The organism is Amycolatopsis sp. NPDC058340, assembly GCF_042723975.1.
Classification (GTDB): domain Bacteria; phylum Actinomycetota; class Actinomycetes; order Mycobacteriales; family Pseudonocardiaceae; genus Amycolatopsis.
This window is the reverse complement of record NZ_JBHXIB010000008.1, coordinates 122,737-140,140: the sequence shown is the minus strand read 5'-3', so window position 1 is coordinate 140,140 and position 17,404 is coordinate 122,737. Positions and strand designations below refer to the sequence as shown.

Sequence of the window (17,404 nt, the reverse complement as noted above, 5' to 3'; positions counted from 1 at the left end):
CTGGCGGCATGCCCCGCCCCAAGGGTTTCGATCCCACCGAGGTGCTCGACGCCGCGGTCGGCACGTTCTGGCGCAAGGGATACGCCGCCACGTCGGCCCAGGACCTGGTCGACGGCACCGGGCTCGGGCGGGGCAGCCTGTACAACACGTTTTCGGGCAAGCGACAGCTGTTCAGCCAGGCGCTTCGCCGCTACGAGGAGACGTCCGCCACCCGGGTCGAGGAGATGCTGGCCGCGCCGGGGACCATCCGCGCGCGGATCAGACGGGTCCTGATGGACGTCGTCGACGACGAGCTGGATTCGTCCGGCGCGCATCGCGGCTGCCTGGCGGTCAACGCCGCCCTCGAACTCGGCGGCATCGACGACGAGGTCACCGCCCGCGTCCGCCACAACTTCGAGCGGGTGGAGAACGCGTTCCACGCCGAGTTCGCCGCCGCCAGGGAGCAGGGCGAGATCGGTGGCGAGCGGGATCCGAGGGCGTTGGCGCGGTTCACCCTCGCCGCGATGTACGGCCTGCGGGTGCTGGGCAAGACCGCGGACCGGCAGGCGCTCACCCAGGTAGTCGAAACCACCATCCAGGCGTTGTGATGTTCCAGGTTTCGTGACAGGACTCCAGTGAGCACGCGGATTTCTTTTGTTCCAGTTCTTTAACGAGCATTCCACTATCGCAAGGAGCAGGCAACTCATGACGGAGACCGTCGCGGTGCTCGGCACCGGAATCATCGGCGCCCCGGTCGCGCGCAACCTGAGCAAGGCCGGGTTCACGGTCCGGGCCTGGAACCGCACCGCGGCGAAGGCCGAAGCGCTCGCCGAGCACGGTGTCGAGGTCGCCGGTAGCGCCGCGGAAGCCGTCGACGGCGCGCCGGTCGTGATCACGGTCCTCACGGACGGCCCGGCGGTGCTGGAGGCGATCCGCGCGGCCGCCCCCACCGCGGGCACGATCTGGGTGCAGCTCAGCACCGTCGGCGACGCCGTCGACGAGCTGGCCGCGTACGCCGACGAGCAGGGGCTCGTCTTCGTCGACGCGCCGGTGCAGGGCACCCGCCAACCCGCCGAACAGGGACAGTTGATCGTGCTGGCGGCGGGCGCGGCCGGCGCGCGTGAGACCGTCCAGCCGCTGTTCGACGCGATCGGCAAGCGCACGCTGTGGGTCGGCGAAGACGGTCGCACCGGCGCGGCGAGCAGGCTCAAACTGGTGCTGAACACCTGGGTGATCGCGCTGACCCACGGCGTCGGCGAGGCGCTGGCGCTGGCCGAAGGACTCGGTGTCGACCCGCGGCACTTCGTCGACGTGGTCACCGGCGGCCCGATGGACAACGGCTACTTCCAGGCCAAATCCGCCGCGATCCTCGAGAACGACTACACCACCGCCTTCTCGGTCGACAACGCCGAGAAGGACGCCCGGCTGGTGCTGGCGGCCGCGGCCCGCGCCGGTGTCCGGATGGACGCCGTCGAGGCCGGGCGAGCCCGCTTCGCGCGCGCGTCCGCGGCCGGACACGGCGACGAGGACATGGCGGCCGGCTACTTCGCCAGCTTCACCGACCGCGTTTAGAGGAGACGTAAGGCAAACATGGCGTTTTGCATGCCGAGGGCTCGTCTGCGGGACCTGACCTGCCCCCTCGTAACTGTCCACAAAGGACGCCTGCGGTGCGGCGGTCGTGAGCGGCAATGATCGTTCTAACCCTCTTTACCACTCACGACCTCCGCGGGAACCGGACATCATGGCAACAACCGGATGTGTGATCGGCGCACGTTGTCCCTTGTGGACACTTCGCGCCGGTGCTCTCTAGGCCGGTCATCTCATCGCGAAGTCGGCCAAGGCGGCCGGCGCGACAGCACCCGAAACCCCACTCGCGACCACCTGTACCGACCAGGGCTGAAAGCTCCTGTCGTCGCATCAGACTCGGCGAAGGGAGCCTTCAGCCCACCGCGACCCCGCCCACGAACCCGACACGGTTGCCTTACCCCTCACTAGAGCGGTCGGCAAAGGTGGCGTGGTTGGGGTAGCCCAAAACAGACAGGTTTTGGTGGTGGACAGTGGTGTGGAACAGAGGGGGGGCGGCCACCCCCCCCCGCCCCCCCCCCCACCACCCCCCCCGGTGTCCCTACCCCCACACTCGCGGGGCCGCAAACGGGGGGGTGTGGCGAAAGCCACTTTCGCAACGTTGAAGGTTGGGAAAGTGGCTTTCGCAACGTCGGCGGCCTGCCCAGGCGGCCCGCCGAGGGCCCCGAGCGGACTGCCCACCCAGGCAGACACGTTTGCCTTACCCCTCAATAGTCCTCTAAACGCGGTCGGTCAGGTACCGCACCTGCGCAGCCTTCCCGCGCTCGATCCCCTCCCGTCCCGAGAGGTGCTCCGGAACGCCGACTTCCCACCAGGCGCCGGCTTCGGTCCACGCGTCCGGCCGGGTCCGCACGACGACCACCGCCGGTCGCTTTCCGGCCACCGCGGCTTCCCGTGCCTTCGCGTAGGCCGCGCGCACGTCGTCCACAGTGGACGCCGGGAACACGGCGCACCCCAATGACTCCGCATGCCGCGCGAAGTCGACCCGAGGAGGAGCGGCGTGTGTGCTCCGGCAGTCGCCGAGGAGGTTGTTGAACGGTTTACCGCCCTGCCCCTCCTGCAGCCGGGCGATGACCGCGTAGCCGTCGTTGTCGCAGACCACGGCCACGAAGGAATGCCCGGCGAAGGCGGCCGAGAACAGTTCCGAGTTCAGCATCAGGTACGAACCGTCGCCGAGCATGGTCGTCACCAGGCCCCCGGTATGCGCCATCGCCGCACCCCAGGCACCCGCGAGCTCGTAACCCATGCAGGAGAACCCGTACTCGACGTCCATGCTGATCTCGCCCGATCCGCGCCAGCCGCCGATGAGCTCGCCCGGCATCCCGCCGGACGCGGTCATCACGTAGTCGTGCGGCTCGGAGAGATCGTTGACCGCGCCGACGACCTGGGCGTACGTGGGCACGTCGCCGGAAACGGCGCGCAGGGTGTCGATATATGTGTCCCAGCGGCCGCGTTCCGCCGCGGCTCGCTCCGTCCACTGTGGATCGACACGCCAGTTTTCGAGCTGGGCCGACAGATCCACGAGACCCGCGTCGGCGTCGGCCACGACGGCCAGCGCGCCGTGCTTGACCGCGTCGAACCGGGCGGCGTTCAACGTGATCAGCCGGACGTCCGGGGAGAACACCGTCCAGGACGCCGTGGTGAAGTCCTGCAAACGCGTGCCGACGGCCAGCACGACGTCGGCCTCGGCGGCCAGCACGTTCGCCGAGGTCGAGCCCGTGACCCCGAGCGGGCCGGCATGCAGGGGATGCCCGTGCGGCACGAGCGTGCGTCCCGCCGTGGTTTCGGTGACCGGGATCCCGTGCCGCCCCGCGAAGGCCAGCGCACGCTCACCCGCGCCCGAATACCGGACACCACCGCCGAGCACCAGCAACGGTTTCCGCGCCGCCCGTAGCGCGCCCGCCGCTTCCGTGAGCGCCCGGCGATCGGGCCGGGGCCGTTGCGGGCGATGGGTCACCGGCGCGAACAACGCGTCCGGGAAGTCGTAGGTCTCGGCCTGGACGTCCTGGGGGAGCGCCAATGTCACCGGCCCCGCGTCCGCCGGATCGGTCAGCACCCTGGCGACCTGCGGCAGCGTCGAAAGCAGCTGCTCCGGCCGGGTGATCCGGTCGAAATACCGGCTCACCGCGCGGAAGGCGTCGTTGACCGTTGCCGTCGGATCACCGAAATGCTCCACCTGCTGCAGCACGGGATCCGGGGCGCGGCTGGTGAAGGTGTCACCGGGAAGCAGCAGGACCGGCAGCCGGTTCGCGTGCGCGACCCCGGCCGCGGTGACCATGTTCAGCGCGCCGGGCCCGATCGACGACGTCACCACCCCGACCTGGCGCCGATGCGTCGCCTTGGCGTAGCCGACCGCCGCGAGCGCCATGCCCTGCTCGGTCTGGCCGCGCCACAGGGGAAGCTCGTCGCGGTGCTCTTCCAGTGCGGTGCCGAGACCGAGGACGTTGCCGTGCCCGAAGATGGCGAACACCCCGGGGAACAAGGGGACTTCCCGCCCGTCCAGGGTTTCCGACCGCTGCGCGAGCAGCCAGCGCACCAGGGCCTGTGCCGTGGTCAGCTTCATGAGACCCGCCCTTCGTGGCTCGTGACCGGGCAGCGCGGGTCGGGTTCCTGGTCGTTCCACGTCTCGCGGACCCAGCCGTGCGCGGGGTCGTCGCAGAACGCCATCGACCGTTCGCCGGCGGGCCCGGCCAGGACGTTCAGGTAGTACATCGGATAGCCAGGCGCGGCGACGCAAGGGCCGTGATAGCCGCGCGGGATCAGGAAGACGTCCCCGTCCCGGACCGCGACGTCCTCGTCCAGCTCACCGTCGGCGGTGTACGTCCGGTGCAGGCCGAACCCTTCGCGGGAAGGGGTCACACCGTCGCGTCCGGCGATGCGGAAGTAGTAGATCTCCTCGTTGACCACCTCGCATTCGGACACCTCGTCGTGTTTGTGCGGCGGGTACGACGACCAGTTGCCGCCCGGGGTGATCAGCTCGCACGCGTTCAGCTTGTCCGCGTGGTCCCAGACGCCCGGTACGCCGAAGTTGGTGACCTGCCTGGTCGCCTGCCCCGCCCCGCGTACCTCCACCGGCACGTTCTCGGCCGGTCCGTAACGCGGTTCGAGACGGCGCCCGCACCGGGCCATCGGCAGCGCGACCTCGATCCCGGCCGCTGTCGACAACTCGACTTCGGCGTCGCGCGGCACATAGGCGAAATCCGTGACCCGCGTGAACACGGAGTCCCGCCCCGTCAGCTCGAAGACCTGCTCGTCGACCCGGACCGTGCACGCTCCCGCCAAGGGCAGGACGAACGCTTCGTACTCGCCGGTGCGCACGACCCTGGACTCACCGGCGGCCAGCGAGAGGACCCGCAGGCCGCTGTAGTCCCAGCCCGCCGAATCCGGGGTGAGCCGGACCGGGTCCCGCTCGTCCGAAAGCGTCCCGAGTGGACGGTGCAGCTTGCTCACAGCAACTCCTCGATCTCGTCGGCGGTGGGCATGGCGTCGGCGCAGGCGAGCCGCGACGCGACGAGCGCGCCCGCCGCGTTGGCGTAGGTGGCGATGCGCACCGGATCCCAGCCGGACAGCAGGCCGTGGATCAGCGCGCCGCCGAAACCGTCCCCGGCTCCGAGCCCGCAGACGACCTCGACCGGCTGCGGCGGCACGGTCCAGCGACCCTCGGCGGTGGCCACAAGCACCCCCTCCGCGCCTTTCTTGATCACCGCCAGTTCGACACCCCTGGCCAGCATCCGGGACGCGGCCTCGTCGGGATCCGCCGTGCCGACGGCGACCTCCGCCTCGGTGCGGTTGCCGACCGCGACCGTGACGTGGTCGAGCATCCAGCCGATCTCCTCGCGTGCCGTCTCGGTGTCCGGCCAGAACATCGGCCGGAAATCGAGGTCCAGCACGGTATGCGACCGGCGTCCGCGCCGTTCGAGCATCTTGCGCTGGGTGCCGCGCGCCGGTTCGACCGAGACACCGGTCCCGGTGACCCACAGCAGCGGAACGGATTCCACGACGTCCCAGGGCACCTCGTTCTCGGTGATGGTCAGGTCCGGGGCGATGGGGGACCGGTAGAACAGCAGCGGCGGATCCGCGGGCGGATCCAGCGAACAGAACACCACCGGCGTCTGCAATCCGGCCGAGGTCCCGACGTGCTCGGGGGAGACACCGAACTCCCGCAACGCCTGCCGCACGTACTCGCCGAAGCCGTCCGGGCCGACCTTCGTCAGCACCGACGCCGAGCGGCCGAGCCGCGCGGCGGCGACCGCGACGTTGGTCGCGGTGCCGCCGAGCGATTTGGCGAAGGTGCTGACCCCGGCCAGCGGCACGCCGCTCTGCTCGGGGTAGAGGTCCACCCCGACCCGGCCGACGGTCAGTGCTTCGAGAGCGGTCATGAAGGGGACTCCGCGGCTCGCAATTCGTGTTCGAGGGCTTCCAGTTCCGCGCCGCCCGCCATCTGCCTGGTCAGCTCGGCCAGGTCGATCTCGGACTTCTCGTACGCGCCGAGCGCGACGCCCCGTTTGAGCAGCAGGAAGCGATCGGCCACCGGATACGCGTGATGCGGGTTGTGCGTGATCAGCACGACGCCGAGCCCGCGATCCCTGGCCTGCGCGACGTACTTGAGCACGACGCCCGCCTGCTTGACGCCCAGCGCGGCCGTCGGCTCGTCGAGGATCAGCACCTTCGCCCCGAAGTACACGGCCCGCGCGATGGCGACGCACTGCCGCTCGCCGCCGGAGAGCGTGCCGACCGGTTGCTCGACGTCGCGCAGATCGATGCCCATGTCGGACAACGCCTTTTTGGTCGTCTCGCGGCCCTTCTTGCGGTCCAGCGCGCGGAACGGACCGAAGCCGACCGTCGGTTCGGAGCCGAGGAAGAAGTTCCGCCACACGCTCATCAGCGGGACGACCGCGAGGTCCTGATACACGGTCGCGATACCGCGATCGAGCGCTTCACGCGGTGAAGCGAACTTGACCGGCTCGCCCTCGACCAGGAACTCGCCCCGGTCGTGCTGGTGGACGCCGGCCAGGATCTTGATCAAGGTGGACTTCCCGGCGCCGTTGTCGCCGAGCACGCAGGTGACCTCGCCCGCGTCGACCACCGTGGAGACGTCGCGCAACGCGATCACGCTGCCATAGGTCTTGCCGACGTCCTTGACTTCGAGGAGACGACTCATCGCCGGACCCTTTCCGCTCGCCGCCGGAAGGCGTTGTTGACCAGGACCGCGGACAGCAGCATCACCCCGAGGAACAGCATGAACCAGTCGCTGTCCCAGCGCGCGAACACGATGCCCTGCCGTGCCATACCGAAGATCAGCGCGCCGATCGCGGCGCCGATCGCCGAACCGAACCCGCCGGTCAGCAGGCAGCCGCCGATCACGGCCGCGATGATGTACTGGAACTCCAGCCCGATGCCCTGGTTCGCCTGGACACTCGCGAACCGCAGGATGTTGATCGAGCCGACCAGCCACGCGGCGAGCGCGGTGGTCATGAACAGCATGATCTTGGTGCGTACCACCGGCACCCCGACCGCGCGCGAACTCTGCGCGGAGCCGCCGACGGCGAAGATCCAGTTGCCGAAGCGGGTCCGCACCAGCAGCCAGGCCGCCAGCACGGCGAACCCGATCCACCAGAGGATCGAGATCTGGAACGCCGTCCCGCCGATGTCCACAGTGGACGCGAAGACGAAACCGGCGGACTCGTAGCCGTCCGTGGAGCGCATCCCGGACACCTGGACGGTGCCGGTGACCAGCCGGGTGACGCCGAGGTTGAGCCCCTGCAGGGCAAGGAAGGTGCCCAAGGTGACGATGAAACTGGGCAACCCGGTGCGCATCACCAGCCAGCCGTTGAACGCGCCGACCGCGAGGGCGAAGACCAGCGACGCGAACAGCGCGAGCCAGACGTTCCAGCCGGCCTGCGTCGCCAGTGTCGCGGTGACGAGCGCGGTGGACGCCGTCATGACGCCTGCCGAGAGGTCGAACTCGCCGCCGATCATCAGCAGGGACACCGCGACCGCCATGATGCCGAGCGTCGAGGCGTCGTCCAGCCAGGTCGCCACGCCGCTGCCGCTGAAGAACTGGTCGGTGACGACGGTGAAGAACAGGAAGACGACGACGGCGCCGAGCAGCGCGCCGATCTCGGGCCGGACGACCAGCCTGTCCAGGAGCCGCGGTTTCGCGATCCGTTCGTCGAGGGTGGTGGTTGTCATCGCGTGCCCCTTTGCACGTACCGGCCAACGGTGTCCACAGTGGATTTGTCGACCAGGTCGGGCCCGGTGAGCACCGGTTTCCCGCCGCCGACGACGTTCGCGTTGTCCCGGTAGAGCTTGAGGAACTGCACCGGGAGATAGCCCTGTTCGTACTGCTGCTGATCGACCGCGAAGACCACGTCGCCCGCCTTGATCGCGCCGACCACGTCGGTGTTCAGGTCGAACGTGCCGACCTGGGCCTTCGAGCCGACCGCCTTGATCGCGCTCACCGCACGGGCGGCGACCTGCGAATTCAGCGTCAGGACGGCGTCGAGGGACGGGTCGGTCTGCACCGCGCCCCTGATCCGGGATTCGGCGTCGGTGGGGTTGCTGATGTCGACCTGCAGGGTCTGCACGTCGCCCGCGAAACCGGTCTTCGCGCCGTCACAGCGTTGCGCCTGCCCGACGTTGCCCGCCTCGTGGACCACACAGAGCAGCTTCTTCTTGCCGAGTTCCCGGAACTTCTTCCCGGCCTCCTCGCCCGCGATGGTCTCGTTCTGCCCGACGTGGGTGAGCGCGCCGTACGCGGCGCTCTTGTCCTCACCGGAGTTGATGGTGATGACCGGGATCCCGGCGCGGACCGCGTTCTCGATCGAGGTCTTGAGCGCCTCCGGATTCGCCATCGACACCACCAGCCCGCCGACCCGCTGGGCGACCGCGTTGTCGATCAGCTTGGCCTGGTTGCCCGGGTCCCCGTCGGAGTTGTACTCGACCTGGACGTCGAGCTGCCTGCCCGCCTCTTCGGCGCCGTTCTTGACCACGTTCCAGAACGCGTCACCGGCCGTGCCGTGCGAGATGACCGCGACCCGCAGCGGCCCGCTGGGCTGGGTCGTCGCCGGGCCCGCGCCGTCGGCGGGTTTCTCCTCGGCCTTCGGCCCGGTGCACGCGGACAGGAGCAGCAGCCCCGCCACGACCACCAAAGCCGCTTTCAAGCGATGGGACATCGTCGTCTCTCCTCGCTTCTTCCGTTACCTGGCAGCCGGGAGCCGGCTGACGATTCCGTCGAGATGCGCCAGGCTCCTGGCGACGTCCCGCTTCGGCAGATCCTCCGGGCTCCCCTCGCTCAGCGCGGTGTCCTGTTCGAGCACGTACCATCCGTCGTAACCCGCCTCGTGGACGAACCTGACCATCGTTTCGATGTCGACGTCCCCGTCGCCCAAGGGGACATACAGACCTTTGCCCACCGCTTCGGCGTAGGGAAGCCTTCCGGCGCGGACTTCCTCGGCGAGTTCGCCGCGTACGTCCTTGAGATGCAGGTGCCCGATCCGTCCGGGATGGCGTTTCGCCAGCGCGACCGGATCGGTCCCGCCGATCAGGAGGTGCCCGGTGTCCAGGCACAGCGGGAGATCGGAATCGGCGAGGAAACGCTCGACCTCCCGCTCGGTCTCCACATGCGTCCCCACATGCGGGTGCAGCACGGTGCGGAGGCCGTGCCGCGCGGCGATTCCCCCGATCTCGCCGGCGGTTTCCACGAGGGTCGTCCATTCGGCGTCGCTCAACCGGGGACGATCGTCGTAACCGTCGAGCCCGGTCGCGGCGGCGAGGACGAGCAGGTCGCCACCGCAGGCGGCGAACAGCGCGGCGGACTCCTCGGCCTCCGCCAGCGCGGCTTCGGGATTCTCGTGCAGGACGACGGCGAGGAAGCCGCCGACCAGCCCGAGCCGGTGGCCGTTCAGTCGTTCGCGCAGCTCGGCCGGGTCTCGCGGCAGGTATCCGGGCGGGCCGAGCTCGGTGGCACGGACTCCCAGCTCCGCCATTTCGCCCAGTACGGTCCCCGCGTCGAGTACGCGGCCCCAGCCGGGGACTTCGCAGACACCCCAGGAGATCGGGGCTGCGGCGATTCGGATCCGGGGTGTCGTGACGGTCATCGGCGGCCTCCGGGGGGATCGGGTTAGAGCGCTCTATTGATTAGAGCGCTCTAATCATGTAGCGTCCGTCACAGTAAAGTCAAGGGCAGGGGCGCAAGGGTAGGGGGAAGGCGGAAATGGCGCGACCGACGATGGAGGACGTCGCCGCGAAAGCGGGGGTGTCCCGTGCGCTCGTGTCGCTGGTGATGCGCAACGCGCCGAACGTCTCGGACGAACGTCGCACGCGCGTGCTGTGCGCGGCGCACGAACTGGGGTACGAACCGCACGCGATGGCCAGGTCGCTGGCGAGCCGGACGTCGACCGTCCTCGGCGTGATGGTCTCCGATCTCCGCAACGCGTTCTTCGCCGACGTCGTCGAAGGGCTCGACGCGGCGGCCGAAGCGGCCGGGTTCCACTTGATCCTCAACACCGGCGGCCGAAGTCCGGCGCGGGAGCGTGCCGCGTTGAAGAGTCTGCTGTCCTTCCGCCCCGCCGGGGTGATCCTGCTGTCGCCGGTGGTCCCCGCGTCGGCGATCGAGGAAGCGGCCGCGCAAAGCCCCGTCGTCCTGGTCTCGCGCACCTCGCGTGCCGTCGGCGTGGACACGGTGAACGACGACGGCGAGGCAGGCTCCGCCCTCGCCGTCGATCATCTGGTTTCCTTGGGGCATCGCCGGATCGCCCATCTGGACGGTGGTCTCGCCGCCGGTGCCGCGGCCCGGCGCCGGGGATATCAGCGGGCCATGCGGCGGCATCGCCTGCATCCCGTCATCGTGCGCAGCGAGCACACCGACACCGCGGGGGAGAAGGCCGTGCACGAGCTGCTCGGCGATCCTCCGCAAGGCGGAATGCCCACGGCATTGGTGGCGGGTAACGACTTCAACGCCGTCGGCGCGATCTCGGCGTTGGAAGAGGCGGGTCTGCGCGTGCCGGAAGACGTTTCCGTGGTCGGCTACGACAACACGTCGCTCGCCGCGCTGCGCCATCTGTCATTGACCACTGTGGACCAGCCGCGTACCGAGATGGGCAGGCTGGCCGTCGAAGCACTGCTCGAACGGATCCGGGGTGAACGCGCCGAACCGGTCCGGCATCTGCTGCACCCGTCGCTGGTGGTCCGTTCGACCACCGCAGCTCCAGAAAGGTGACCACATGAGGTTGGGACTCGCCGGCACCGGCCGGATCGGCACTTCGCACGCCGAGACCTTGAAGGGCTTCGACGAGGTTTCGTCCGTGGTCGTCGCCGACGTCGACGCCGCCCGCGCCCAGGCCGCCGCGGCGAAACTCGGCGTCGAAGCGGCGGCGGACATCCCTTCGCTGTTCGCGTCCTCTTTGGACGGTCTGGTGATCGCCGCGGCGACGGACGCGCATCCGGAGCTGATCCTCAAGGCCGTGGACGCGGGGATCCCGGTGTTCTGCGAGAAACCGGTCGCCGCCGACATCCCGGGAACGCTCGCGGTGATCGACAAGATCTCCGGCGCGGACGTCCCGGTGCAGATCGGTTTCCAGCGCCGGTTCGACGCGGGCTACGCGGCCGCACGGGCGGCCGTGGCTTCGGGCGAACTCGGCTGGCTGCACACCTTGCGCGCGACCACCCTCGACCCGGCACCGCCGCCCGCCGAGTACGTCGCGCACTCCGGCGGCCTGTTCCGCGACTGCGGGGTGCACGATTTCGACGTCGTCCGGTTCGTGAGCGGCCGCGAGGTCGTCGAGGTCTACGCCGTGGGGACGAACAAGGGCGAGCGCTTCTTCGCCGACGCCGGTGACGTCGACACCGCGGCCGCGACCCTGACGCTGGACGACGGGACGCTGGCGGTGGTTTCGCTGACGCGCTACAACGGCGCGGGCTACGACGTCCGGCTGGAAGTGCTCGGCTCGGCGGGCAACGTCGTCGTGGGCCTGGACGACCGAGCGCCGCTGACCTCGGTGGAACCCGGTGTCCAGCCCCTGCCCGGCCCGGCCTATCCCGGGTTCATGGAACGCTTCCGTCCCGCGTACGTCAGCGAGCTGAAGACGTTCCTCGACGTCGCGGCCGGTCGCGCGCCGAGCCCGTGCGGTGCGGCGGACGCGCTGGAGGCGTTCTACATCGCCGAGGCGTGCGAGGTCTCGCGCCGCGAACGCCGGCCCGTGCGCGTGGAGGAAGTCCGCGTCTGAGGCGTCGCGTGTCGTCCGCTCGGTCACGTGTGTCGTCCGTCCGGTCACGTGTGTCGTCCGTCCGGTCACGCGACCCCCCTCTGCGCACCGGCCGGTACGTACCTCGCCTTCGGAGTACTTGAAGGCCACCTTCAAGTACTAGGACACGCACGAGGGTCCAGAACCTGCCCGTCGAGGTATCCGAACGCCAACGAGAATGGCGCGAAAGCCACTTTCGGGACATCAGACGTCGCGAAAGTGGCTTTCGCGACACGGCTCGGAGCGACCTCGCCCCGTCCGTGAGGGCCTCCTTCACTACCTTCAGGGTAGGTAAGGAGGCCCTCACGGACCTGGTCGGCGATCAGCGACGAAGGCAGCTTCCTGCCACGGGCCGCCCCCAAGGGCACCCGATCGCTACGGTGGTCGCGAACGACAGGGACCGAACGCGCGAGGAGAGCGGATGCAGCCGAATCCACCGCAGCCCGGCTTTCCCCAGTACGGTCAGCCGCCGATGGCCGCCGGACCGATCCCGGCGGCACGGCGAAAACCGCGGGCCAACGCCCCGGCGGCGGTGATCGCCGGTGTCTTCGCGCTGCTCGCCGCCGCCATGCTCGTCTGGTTCACGCTCTACAACGTCTTCGTCGCCGTGGAGGCGAACGGTGGCTTGTCGGGCATCACGGTGCAGAACATAGCCAGCGGCACCATCTCCGCTGTCGTGCTGGTGGTCGCGGCGGGGTTCACGTTCGCTCGCCGGATTCCCGGCGTGTGGACGCTGTTCGGATTTTGCGTGTTCTACGTGATCGCCGTCTTCGTGGGGATGCCGCTCGTCTGGGGCACGCCCTTCAGTAGCCAGGTCAAGTGGCTCTTCAGCTTCGACGACGGCGACAGCACCGCGATGGCGCTGATGATCGTCTTCAGCCTCCTGGCGGCGGTCGCGGCGGCGATCGCCGCGAGTGTGAAGTCGCCAGGGAAGCAGCTCTAAAGCTCGTCCATGATCAGCTTCGCGCGTTCTTCGACGAGCCGGTAGCCGGAGCGCGCCGCGAGTTCGAGCGCCAGCTCGCCGTGCGTCCGGGCTTCCGTGAGCTTTCCCAGTTGCAGCAGGGTTTCCGCGAGCCCGGTCCGCGCGGCGGCCTCACACCAGAAGAAGCTGGTCGTCCGCGCGATGGACAGCGCCAGCCGGTAGTGCTCAGCCGCCTCGTCGGGCAGGCCGAGCCGCAGGCAGACCTCGCCGAGCCCGACGAGCGTCCACGCCTCGGTGCCCCGGTCACCGATCTTGCGGGTGAGTTCGACCGCTTCGAGCGCGTCCGCGCGGTTCTGCTCGCTCGGGTCGCGCCTGCTTTCGAGCACGGCCCTGCCGGACAGGGCGGTCGCCTCGCCGTAGGTGTAGCCCAGTTCGCGATTGGCCGCGAGCGCGCGGGTGTAGAAGTCGTAGGCGTCGTCGGGAAGGCCGAGGTCACGGTGCACGTTGCCGAGGTCGACCAGCAGCACCGCGACGCTGAACCGCGCGCCGTCCCGTTCGGAAACCGCCAGCGCGCGGGTGAAGTTGGCGAGCGCCTCGTCGAGCTGACCCGTCTGCCAGTACGGGAAACCGAGGTTCGCCAGCGCCATCGAGACGGCGGGCATGTTCAGTTCTTCGCACAGCCGCAGGGATTCCAGGCCGCAGCGGATCGCCTCCTGCGGGTCGCCGAGCCGTTGGTGCACGGCGCTCAGGTTGTTGAGCACGGCCGCGCGGCCGGCGTCCCAGCCGTCGAGGAGGTCACCGCGCAAGGCGCTGGTGAGGTGCTCGCGCGCTTCGTCGTAGCGGCCGCTGTTGACGCAGGCGAGCGCGATGCTCAGGTGCATCGCGGCTTGTGCCTGCCCGGCTTCGCTGCGGCGGGCGGCCTTGAGCGCTGTCGACGCCGTGTCGATCCATTCCGCGTGATGACCGCGCTGGTGGAAAAAGGCACGGAGCGCGTCGGCGAGATGCCACGAGAACTCGGGCGGGCCGTGTTCGGCACTGTGCTCGACGGCGGCGGCGAGGTTCGGCCATTCGGCGTCGAGCCACGCCAAGGCTTCTTCGGTGTCGGCGAAGGGTGTGTCCACGGGTTCTTCGCGCGGCAGGCGCAGGAAATGCGGGATGAGGGCGCGGCCCGCGGCGTCGGCCGTGTTCAGGTAGCTCTCGAAGAGCCGCCTCTCCGCCGCCTCACGTTCGGCCTTCGTGTCCTCCGACAGTGTGCGGCCCGCCGCGAAACTGCGGAGAAGGTCGTGGAACCGGTAGCGCCCCGGCGTGTAGCGCTCGACCAGGTGCGCCGCGGCGAGCGCTTTGAGCTGCTGGTTCGCCTTCGAGTGCGGGACGCCCGTCAGCGCCTGCGCGGCGGGGGCGGTGAACGTCTGGCCGGGCACGAGCGCGAGACGGCGGAACAGCTCTCGGTGCTCTTCGGGAAGCGCGCGGTAGGAGACGCCGAAGGCCGTGGTCACGGCACTTTCCTCGGCGCCGTCGACGGTCAGTTCCGCGAGCGGGTCGCCACCGGCCAGCTCGCGGGCGAGTTCGGCGATCTCGGGTTCGCCGCTGGCGCCGAGGTTGGCCGCCGCGATCCGGAGGGCGAGCGGGAGATGTCCGCACAGCCGGGCCAGCTCCGCGGCCGCGCCTTCCTCGGCGGCGACGGTCTCGCTGCCGAGCACGGCTTCCAGCAGATGCCGCGCGTCCTCGGCGGGCAGCACGGACAGCGGGAGCGCGCGGGCGCCGGTGCGGGCGATGAGGTCGCCGAGCCGTTGGCGGCTGGTGACCAGGACGGTGCCCGACGGCGGCAGCAGCGGCAGCACCTGGCCGCTGTCGCGCACGTTGTCCAGCACCAGGAGCACCCGCCGGTCGGCGAGGAGGGAACGGAGCAACGCGGCCCGCGTGTCGATATCCGGCGGGATCGCCTTGGGCGCGGTGCCGAGTGCCTGCAGGAGCTGGGTGAGCGCGACGGCCGGGGTGAGCGGTTCGTGGTCGGGGTCGAAGCCGCGCAGGTCGAGATAGAGCTGCCCGTCGGGGAACGCTTCGCGGACGTGATGGGCCCAGCGGACCGCGAGCGCGGTCTTGCCGACCCCGGCGGTCCCGCTGATGACCCAGATGTCGGTGCCCTCGCCCGCGTGCCGGGTCGCCTCGTCGAGCCGCTCCAGTTCGCTCGCGCGCCCGGCGAACCCCCGGACGTCGTGCGGCAGCTGGGCCGGGCGGACCGGCTCGGGCCTGGTCGAGGGTTCCAGCGCGGGATCTCCGCCGAGGATGGCGGTTTCCAGCCGTCGCAGCTCAGGGGAGGGATCGAGACCCAGCTCGGACCCGAGCCGGTCCCGCAGCGCGCGGAAGGCCTCGAGCGCGTCGTCGGTGCGGCCTTCGCGGTGCAGCGCGAGCATGAGCTGCCCGACGAATCGCTGCCGCAGGGGATGCGCGGCGACGAGCTCGGTCAGCTCCGCGAGGACCTGCCTGCCACGGCCGAGCCGCAGCTGCGCTTCGGCGCGATCCTCCAGCGCGGTCCAGCGTGCTTCGTGCATGCCGCCGCGGAGCCGTTGGGCGACCTCGCCGCTCACCACGTCGGACAACGCGTCGCCGCGCCACAAGCCGAGGGCCTCGTCCAGGAGTTCCACGGCCGTCTCGTCGTCGGCGTCGCGGGCTTGCGCCGTCAGCTCGGTGAAGCGGTGCAGGTCGACCTGGCGCGCGTCGACCTTGAGCAGGTACCGGGTGCCCTCGGAGACGATCTCCGGACCGCCCGCGCCGCGGAACACCGCACGCAGCCTGGACACCAGCGCTTGCACGGTGTTCCGCGCGCTGGCGGGCGGTTCTTCCGGCCAGAGCAGGTCGATGATCCGGTCGCGCGGGACCGGCTTGCCCGCCTCCAGCAGCAGCACCGCCAGTACGAGCCGTTGTTTGGGCGAGCCGAGATCGACCGGAACGCCACCGGCCCACGCCTCGACGGCGCCGAGGACGCGGAACTCCACCCGGCCACCTCCGCTCACCCTCGTCAGAGCCTGCAAGCGTAGTGCAAGCGCCCTGCATCCGGACGGCGTGATCCTTGCCGGGTGTCCACCGAGGACCCGTCGCCGGAACCGTGCCCAACCAACCAGACGGGCAGGACCCCCCATTCGGTTCCGGTACGACGGTGGGCACCTTCAACTTGCACAGGCACCGCCATCTGACGGCGGTGGGGGTTGGGGGTAGTGCCAGCTCGACGTCTTCCCCCGTGTCGTCGAACTGGCGCTTCTTCTTTGACTGGGGCTGGGGTTGTCCGTGAAGGCCCCCTTGAGGGACTCAGAGTCCCTCAAGGGGGCCTTCACGTCTTTCCTGCGTGATCACCACTTGACAGGCGAACCAGTCTGCCTGCACCCTTTCACTACTTAATTAGTGAAAGGGTGTTGCCAGTGGTCACCTTCCACCTGGACAAGGGCTCGGGCGTCGCGACGTACGTCCAGCTCGTCCAGCAGGTCAAGAACGCCCTGCGCCTGGGATTGCTGGAGCCGGGGGACCGGCTGCCGACGGCGAAGGAGGTGGTCGCCGAGCTGGCGATCAACCCCAACACCGTCCTCAAGGCCTATCGCGAACTGGAGCGCGAAGGGCTCGTCGAAGGGAAGCCGGGCCTCGGCACCTTCGTCCAGAAGACGCTCGGAGGCGCTTCGTTCGCGGAGCGCACTCGGTTGCGGAAAAGCCTGGGGGCTTGGGTCCGCGACGCGCGGGAATCGGGGCTGGATCAGGAAGACGTCGAGGCGCTGTTCACCTCCGTGGTGGTCGACGGCTTTCGAGGGGAGCGAACCGCGTGACTGAGAAACCCGTCATCGAGGCGACCGGCCTCGCCAAACGCTATCGCCGCAAATGGGCGCTGCGCGACTGCTCCCTCTCCGTTCCGAAAGGGCGGGTCGTCGCGCTGGTCGGGCCCAACGGCGCCGGCAAGACGACCTTCCTCCACCTGGCCGTCGGACTGCTCGGGGCGACGCTCGGCTCGGTCTCGATCCAGGGAACGGCCGCCTTCCTCGCGCAGGACAAGCCGTTGTACCCGGGCTTCAGCATCGCCGAGATGCTCAAATTCGGCAGGCGTCTCAACCCCGGCTGGGACGACGAGTTCGCGCTCAAGCGCGTCGATTCGCTCGGGCTCGCCCTGAACCACAAGGTCGGCAAGCTGTCCGGCGGGCAGCGCGCGCAGGTCGCGCTCACCCTCGCGCTCGCGAAACGCCCGGACCTGCTGGTGCTCGACGAGCCGCTCGCGAACCTCGACCCGCTGGCCCGCCACGAGGTCATGCGCGGGCTCATGGAGGCGGTCGCCGAAACCGGGATGACCGTGCTGCTCTCGTCCCACGTCGTCTCCGATCTGGAGAACACCTGCGACTGGCTGATCGTCCTCAACGGCGGCCGCGTCCAGGTCAGCGGCGACATCGACGAACTCGTCGCCGGGCATCGCACCCTCACCGGACCGGTGGAGGAGGCCGACGCGCTGGCCAGGCGGGTCACCGTGGTGGACGAGGTCCGCGCGGGGAGACAGGCGACCGTGTTCGCCCGCACCGAGCCGGTTCCGCTCGGTCCACAGTGGAGCGAACGGCCGTCGAACCTCGAAGAGCTGGTGCTGGCGTACCTGCGGCGGCCCGAATCCGCGAGCCTGCCTCGCCCGACACTGGCTTCGGCGTAGGGG

15 protein-coding genes are annotated in these 17,404 nt (G+C 69.8%); 7 read left to right on the top strand and 8 right to left on the bottom strand.

The genetic code is table 11. The features are described from left to right. Positions 1 to 8 precede the first annotated feature (8 nt). A complete protein-coding gene (locus ACFWIW_RS13265) occupies positions 9 to 587 on the top strand; it encodes a TetR/AcrR family transcriptional regulator (protein WP_378368656.1) in 579 nt (192 codons plus the stop codon). Between the two features lie 76 nt (positions 588 to 663). Further along, positions 664 to 1,551 carry an NAD(P)-dependent oxidoreductase gene (locus tag ACFWIW_RS13260; protein WP_378368746.1) on the top strand — a complete coding sequence of 296 codons (888 nt, stop codon included), beginning with the start codon at positions 664 to 666 and terminating at the stop codon, positions 1,549 to 1,551. A 730-nt stretch (positions 1,552 to 2,281) separates the two neighbouring features. On the opposite strand, the gene iolD is transcribed toward ACFWIW_RS13260, so the two are convergent. The 7 genes from iolD to ACFWIW_RS13225 are packed head-to-tail and all read right to left on the bottom strand — an operon-like array spanning position 2,282 to position 9,662. Continuing rightward, positions 2,282 to 4,126, bottom strand: coding sequence for a 3D-(3,5/4)-trihydroxycyclohexane-1,2-dione acylhydrolase (decyclizing) (gene iolD / locus ACFWIW_RS13255; protein WP_378368655.1), 1,845 nt, complete (start codon positions 4,124 to 4,126; stop codon positions 2,282 to 2,284). Further along, positions 4,123 to 5,013: a 5-deoxy-glucuronate isomerase gene (iolB, locus tag ACFWIW_RS13250; RefSeq protein WP_378368654.1), complete on the bottom strand. Its 891-nt coding sequence runs from the start codon at positions 5,011 to 5,013 to the stop codon at positions 4,123 to 4,125. The genes iolD and iolB overlap by 4 nt, the downstream gene beginning before the upstream one ends. Continuing rightward, entirely contained in the window at positions 5,010 to 5,942 is a 933-nt protein-coding gene (iolC, locus tag ACFWIW_RS13245; protein ID WP_378368653.1) for a 5-dehydro-2-deoxygluconokinase, read from the bottom strand. The genes iolB and iolC overlap by 4 nt, the downstream gene beginning before the upstream one ends. Continuing rightward, positions 5,939 to 6,724: an ATP-binding cassette domain-containing protein gene (locus tag ACFWIW_RS13240; protein ID WP_378368652.1), complete on the bottom strand. Its 786-nt coding sequence runs from the start codon at positions 6,722 to 6,724 to the stop codon at positions 5,939 to 5,941. The genes iolC and ACFWIW_RS13240 overlap by 4 nt, the downstream gene beginning before the upstream one ends. Further along, positions 6,721 to 7,755, bottom strand: a complete 1,035-nt coding sequence (locus tag ACFWIW_RS13235) for an ABC transporter permease (RefSeq protein WP_240594299.1) — start codon at positions 7,753 to 7,755, stop codon at positions 6,721 to 6,723. The genes ACFWIW_RS13240 and ACFWIW_RS13235 overlap by 4 nt, the downstream gene beginning before the upstream one ends. After that, entirely contained in the window at positions 7,752 to 8,738 is a 987-nt protein-coding gene (locus ACFWIW_RS13230) for a sugar ABC transporter substrate-binding protein (RefSeq protein ID WP_378368651.1), read from the bottom strand. Before ACFWIW_RS13230 ends, ACFWIW_RS13235 begins: the two co-directional genes overlap by 4 nt. A gap of 24 nt (positions 8,739 to 8,762) precedes the next feature. Then, on the bottom strand, positions 8,763 to 9,662 hold the full coding sequence (locus ACFWIW_RS13225) for a sugar phosphate isomerase/epimerase family protein (protein WP_378368650.1): 900 nt from the start codon (positions 9,660 to 9,662) through the stop codon (positions 8,763 to 8,765). 116 nt (positions 9,663 to 9,778) lie between these two features. Between ACFWIW_RS13225 and ACFWIW_RS13220 the strand changes: the two genes are divergently transcribed. From ACFWIW_RS13220 to ACFWIW_RS13210, 3 genes are all read left to right on the top strand, one after another. Further along, positions 9,779 to 10,783, top strand: coding sequence for a LacI family DNA-binding transcriptional regulator (locus ACFWIW_RS13220; protein ID WP_378368649.1), 1,005 nt, complete (start codon positions 9,779 to 9,781; stop codon positions 10,781 to 10,783). Positions 10,784 to 10,787: 4 nt separating this feature from the next. After that, complete coding sequence (locus tag ACFWIW_RS13215; protein WP_378368648.1) at positions 10,788 to 11,789, top strand: Gfo/Idh/MocA family oxidoreductase; 1,002 nt, start codon at positions 10,788 to 10,790, stop codon at positions 11,787 to 11,789. Positions 11,790 to 12,228: 439 nt separating this feature from the next. Further along, on the top strand, positions 12,229 to 12,750 hold the full coding sequence (locus ACFWIW_RS13210; RefSeq protein WP_378368647.1) for a hypothetical protein: 522 nt from the start codon (positions 12,229 to 12,231) through the stop codon (positions 12,748 to 12,750). Here the strand turns inward: ACFWIW_RS13210 and ACFWIW_RS13205 are convergent. Further along, a complete protein-coding gene (locus ACFWIW_RS13205; RefSeq protein ID WP_378368646.1) occupies positions 12,747 to 15,725 on the bottom strand; it encodes a BTAD domain-containing putative transcriptional regulator in 2,979 nt (992 codons plus the stop codon). The genes ACFWIW_RS13210 and ACFWIW_RS13205 overlap by 4 nt on opposite strands. A 420-nt stretch (positions 15,726 to 16,145) precedes the next feature. Between ACFWIW_RS13205 and ACFWIW_RS13200 the strand changes: the two genes are divergently transcribed. Continuing rightward, the gene (locus ACFWIW_RS13200; RefSeq protein WP_016336295.1) at positions 16,146 to 16,541 is read left to right on the top strand and encodes a GntR family transcriptional regulator; all 396 of its coding nucleotides are present in this window, start codon (positions 16,146 to 16,148) and stop codon (positions 16,539 to 16,541) included. Beyond that, positions 16,538 to 17,401 (top strand): ABC transporter ATP-binding protein, encoded by an 864-nt coding sequence (locus tag ACFWIW_RS13195; RefSeq protein ID WP_378368645.1) that lies wholly within the window; start codon positions 16,538 to 16,540, stop codon positions 17,399 to 17,401. Before ACFWIW_RS13200 ends, ACFWIW_RS13195 begins: the two co-directional genes overlap by 4 nt. The last annotated feature ends 3 nt before the right edge of the window (positions 17,402 to 17,404 follow it).

What these genes read in the sequence shown, in the direction of transcription:
- ACFWIW_RS13265 (WP_378368656.1), top strand. Translation starts at nt 9, where the DNA reads ATGCCCCGCCCCAAGGGTTTCGATCCCACCGAGGTGCTCGACGCCGCG.
- iolD (WP_378368655.1), bottom strand. Translation starts at nt 4,126, where the DNA reads ATGAAGCTGACCACGGCACAGGCCCTGGTGCGCTGGCTGCTCGCGCAG.
- iolC (WP_378368653.1), bottom strand. Translation starts at nt 5,942, where the DNA reads ATGACCGCTCTCGAAGCACTGACCGTCGGCCGGGTCGGGGTGGACCTC.
- ACFWIW_RS13240 (WP_378368652.1), bottom strand. Translation starts at nt 6,724, where the DNA reads ATGAGTCGTCTCCTCGAAGTCAAGGACGTCGGCAAGACCTATGGCAGC.
- ACFWIW_RS13235 (WP_240594299.1), bottom strand. Translation starts at nt 7,755, where the DNA reads ATGACAACCACCACCCTCGACGAACGGATCGCGAAACCGCGGCTCCTG.
- ACFWIW_RS13230 (WP_378368651.1), bottom strand. Translation starts at nt 8,738, where the DNA reads ATGTCCCATCGCTTGAAAGCGGCTTTGGTGGTCGTGGCGGGGCTGCTG.
- ACFWIW_RS13225 (WP_378368650.1), bottom strand. Translation starts at nt 9,662, where the DNA reads ATGACCGTCACGACACCCCGGATCCGAATCGCCGCAGCCCCGATCTCC.
- ACFWIW_RS13220 (WP_378368649.1), top strand. Translation starts at nt 9,779, where the DNA reads ATGGCGCGACCGACGATGGAGGACGTCGCCGCGAAAGCGGGGGTGTCC.
- ACFWIW_RS13215 (WP_378368648.1), top strand. Translation starts at nt 10,788, where the DNA reads ATGAGGTTGGGACTCGCCGGCACCGGCCGGATCGGCACTTCGCACGCC.
- ACFWIW_RS13210 (WP_378368647.1), top strand. Translation starts at nt 12,229, where the DNA reads ATGCAGCCGAATCCACCGCAGCCCGGCTTTCCCCAGTACGGTCAGCCG.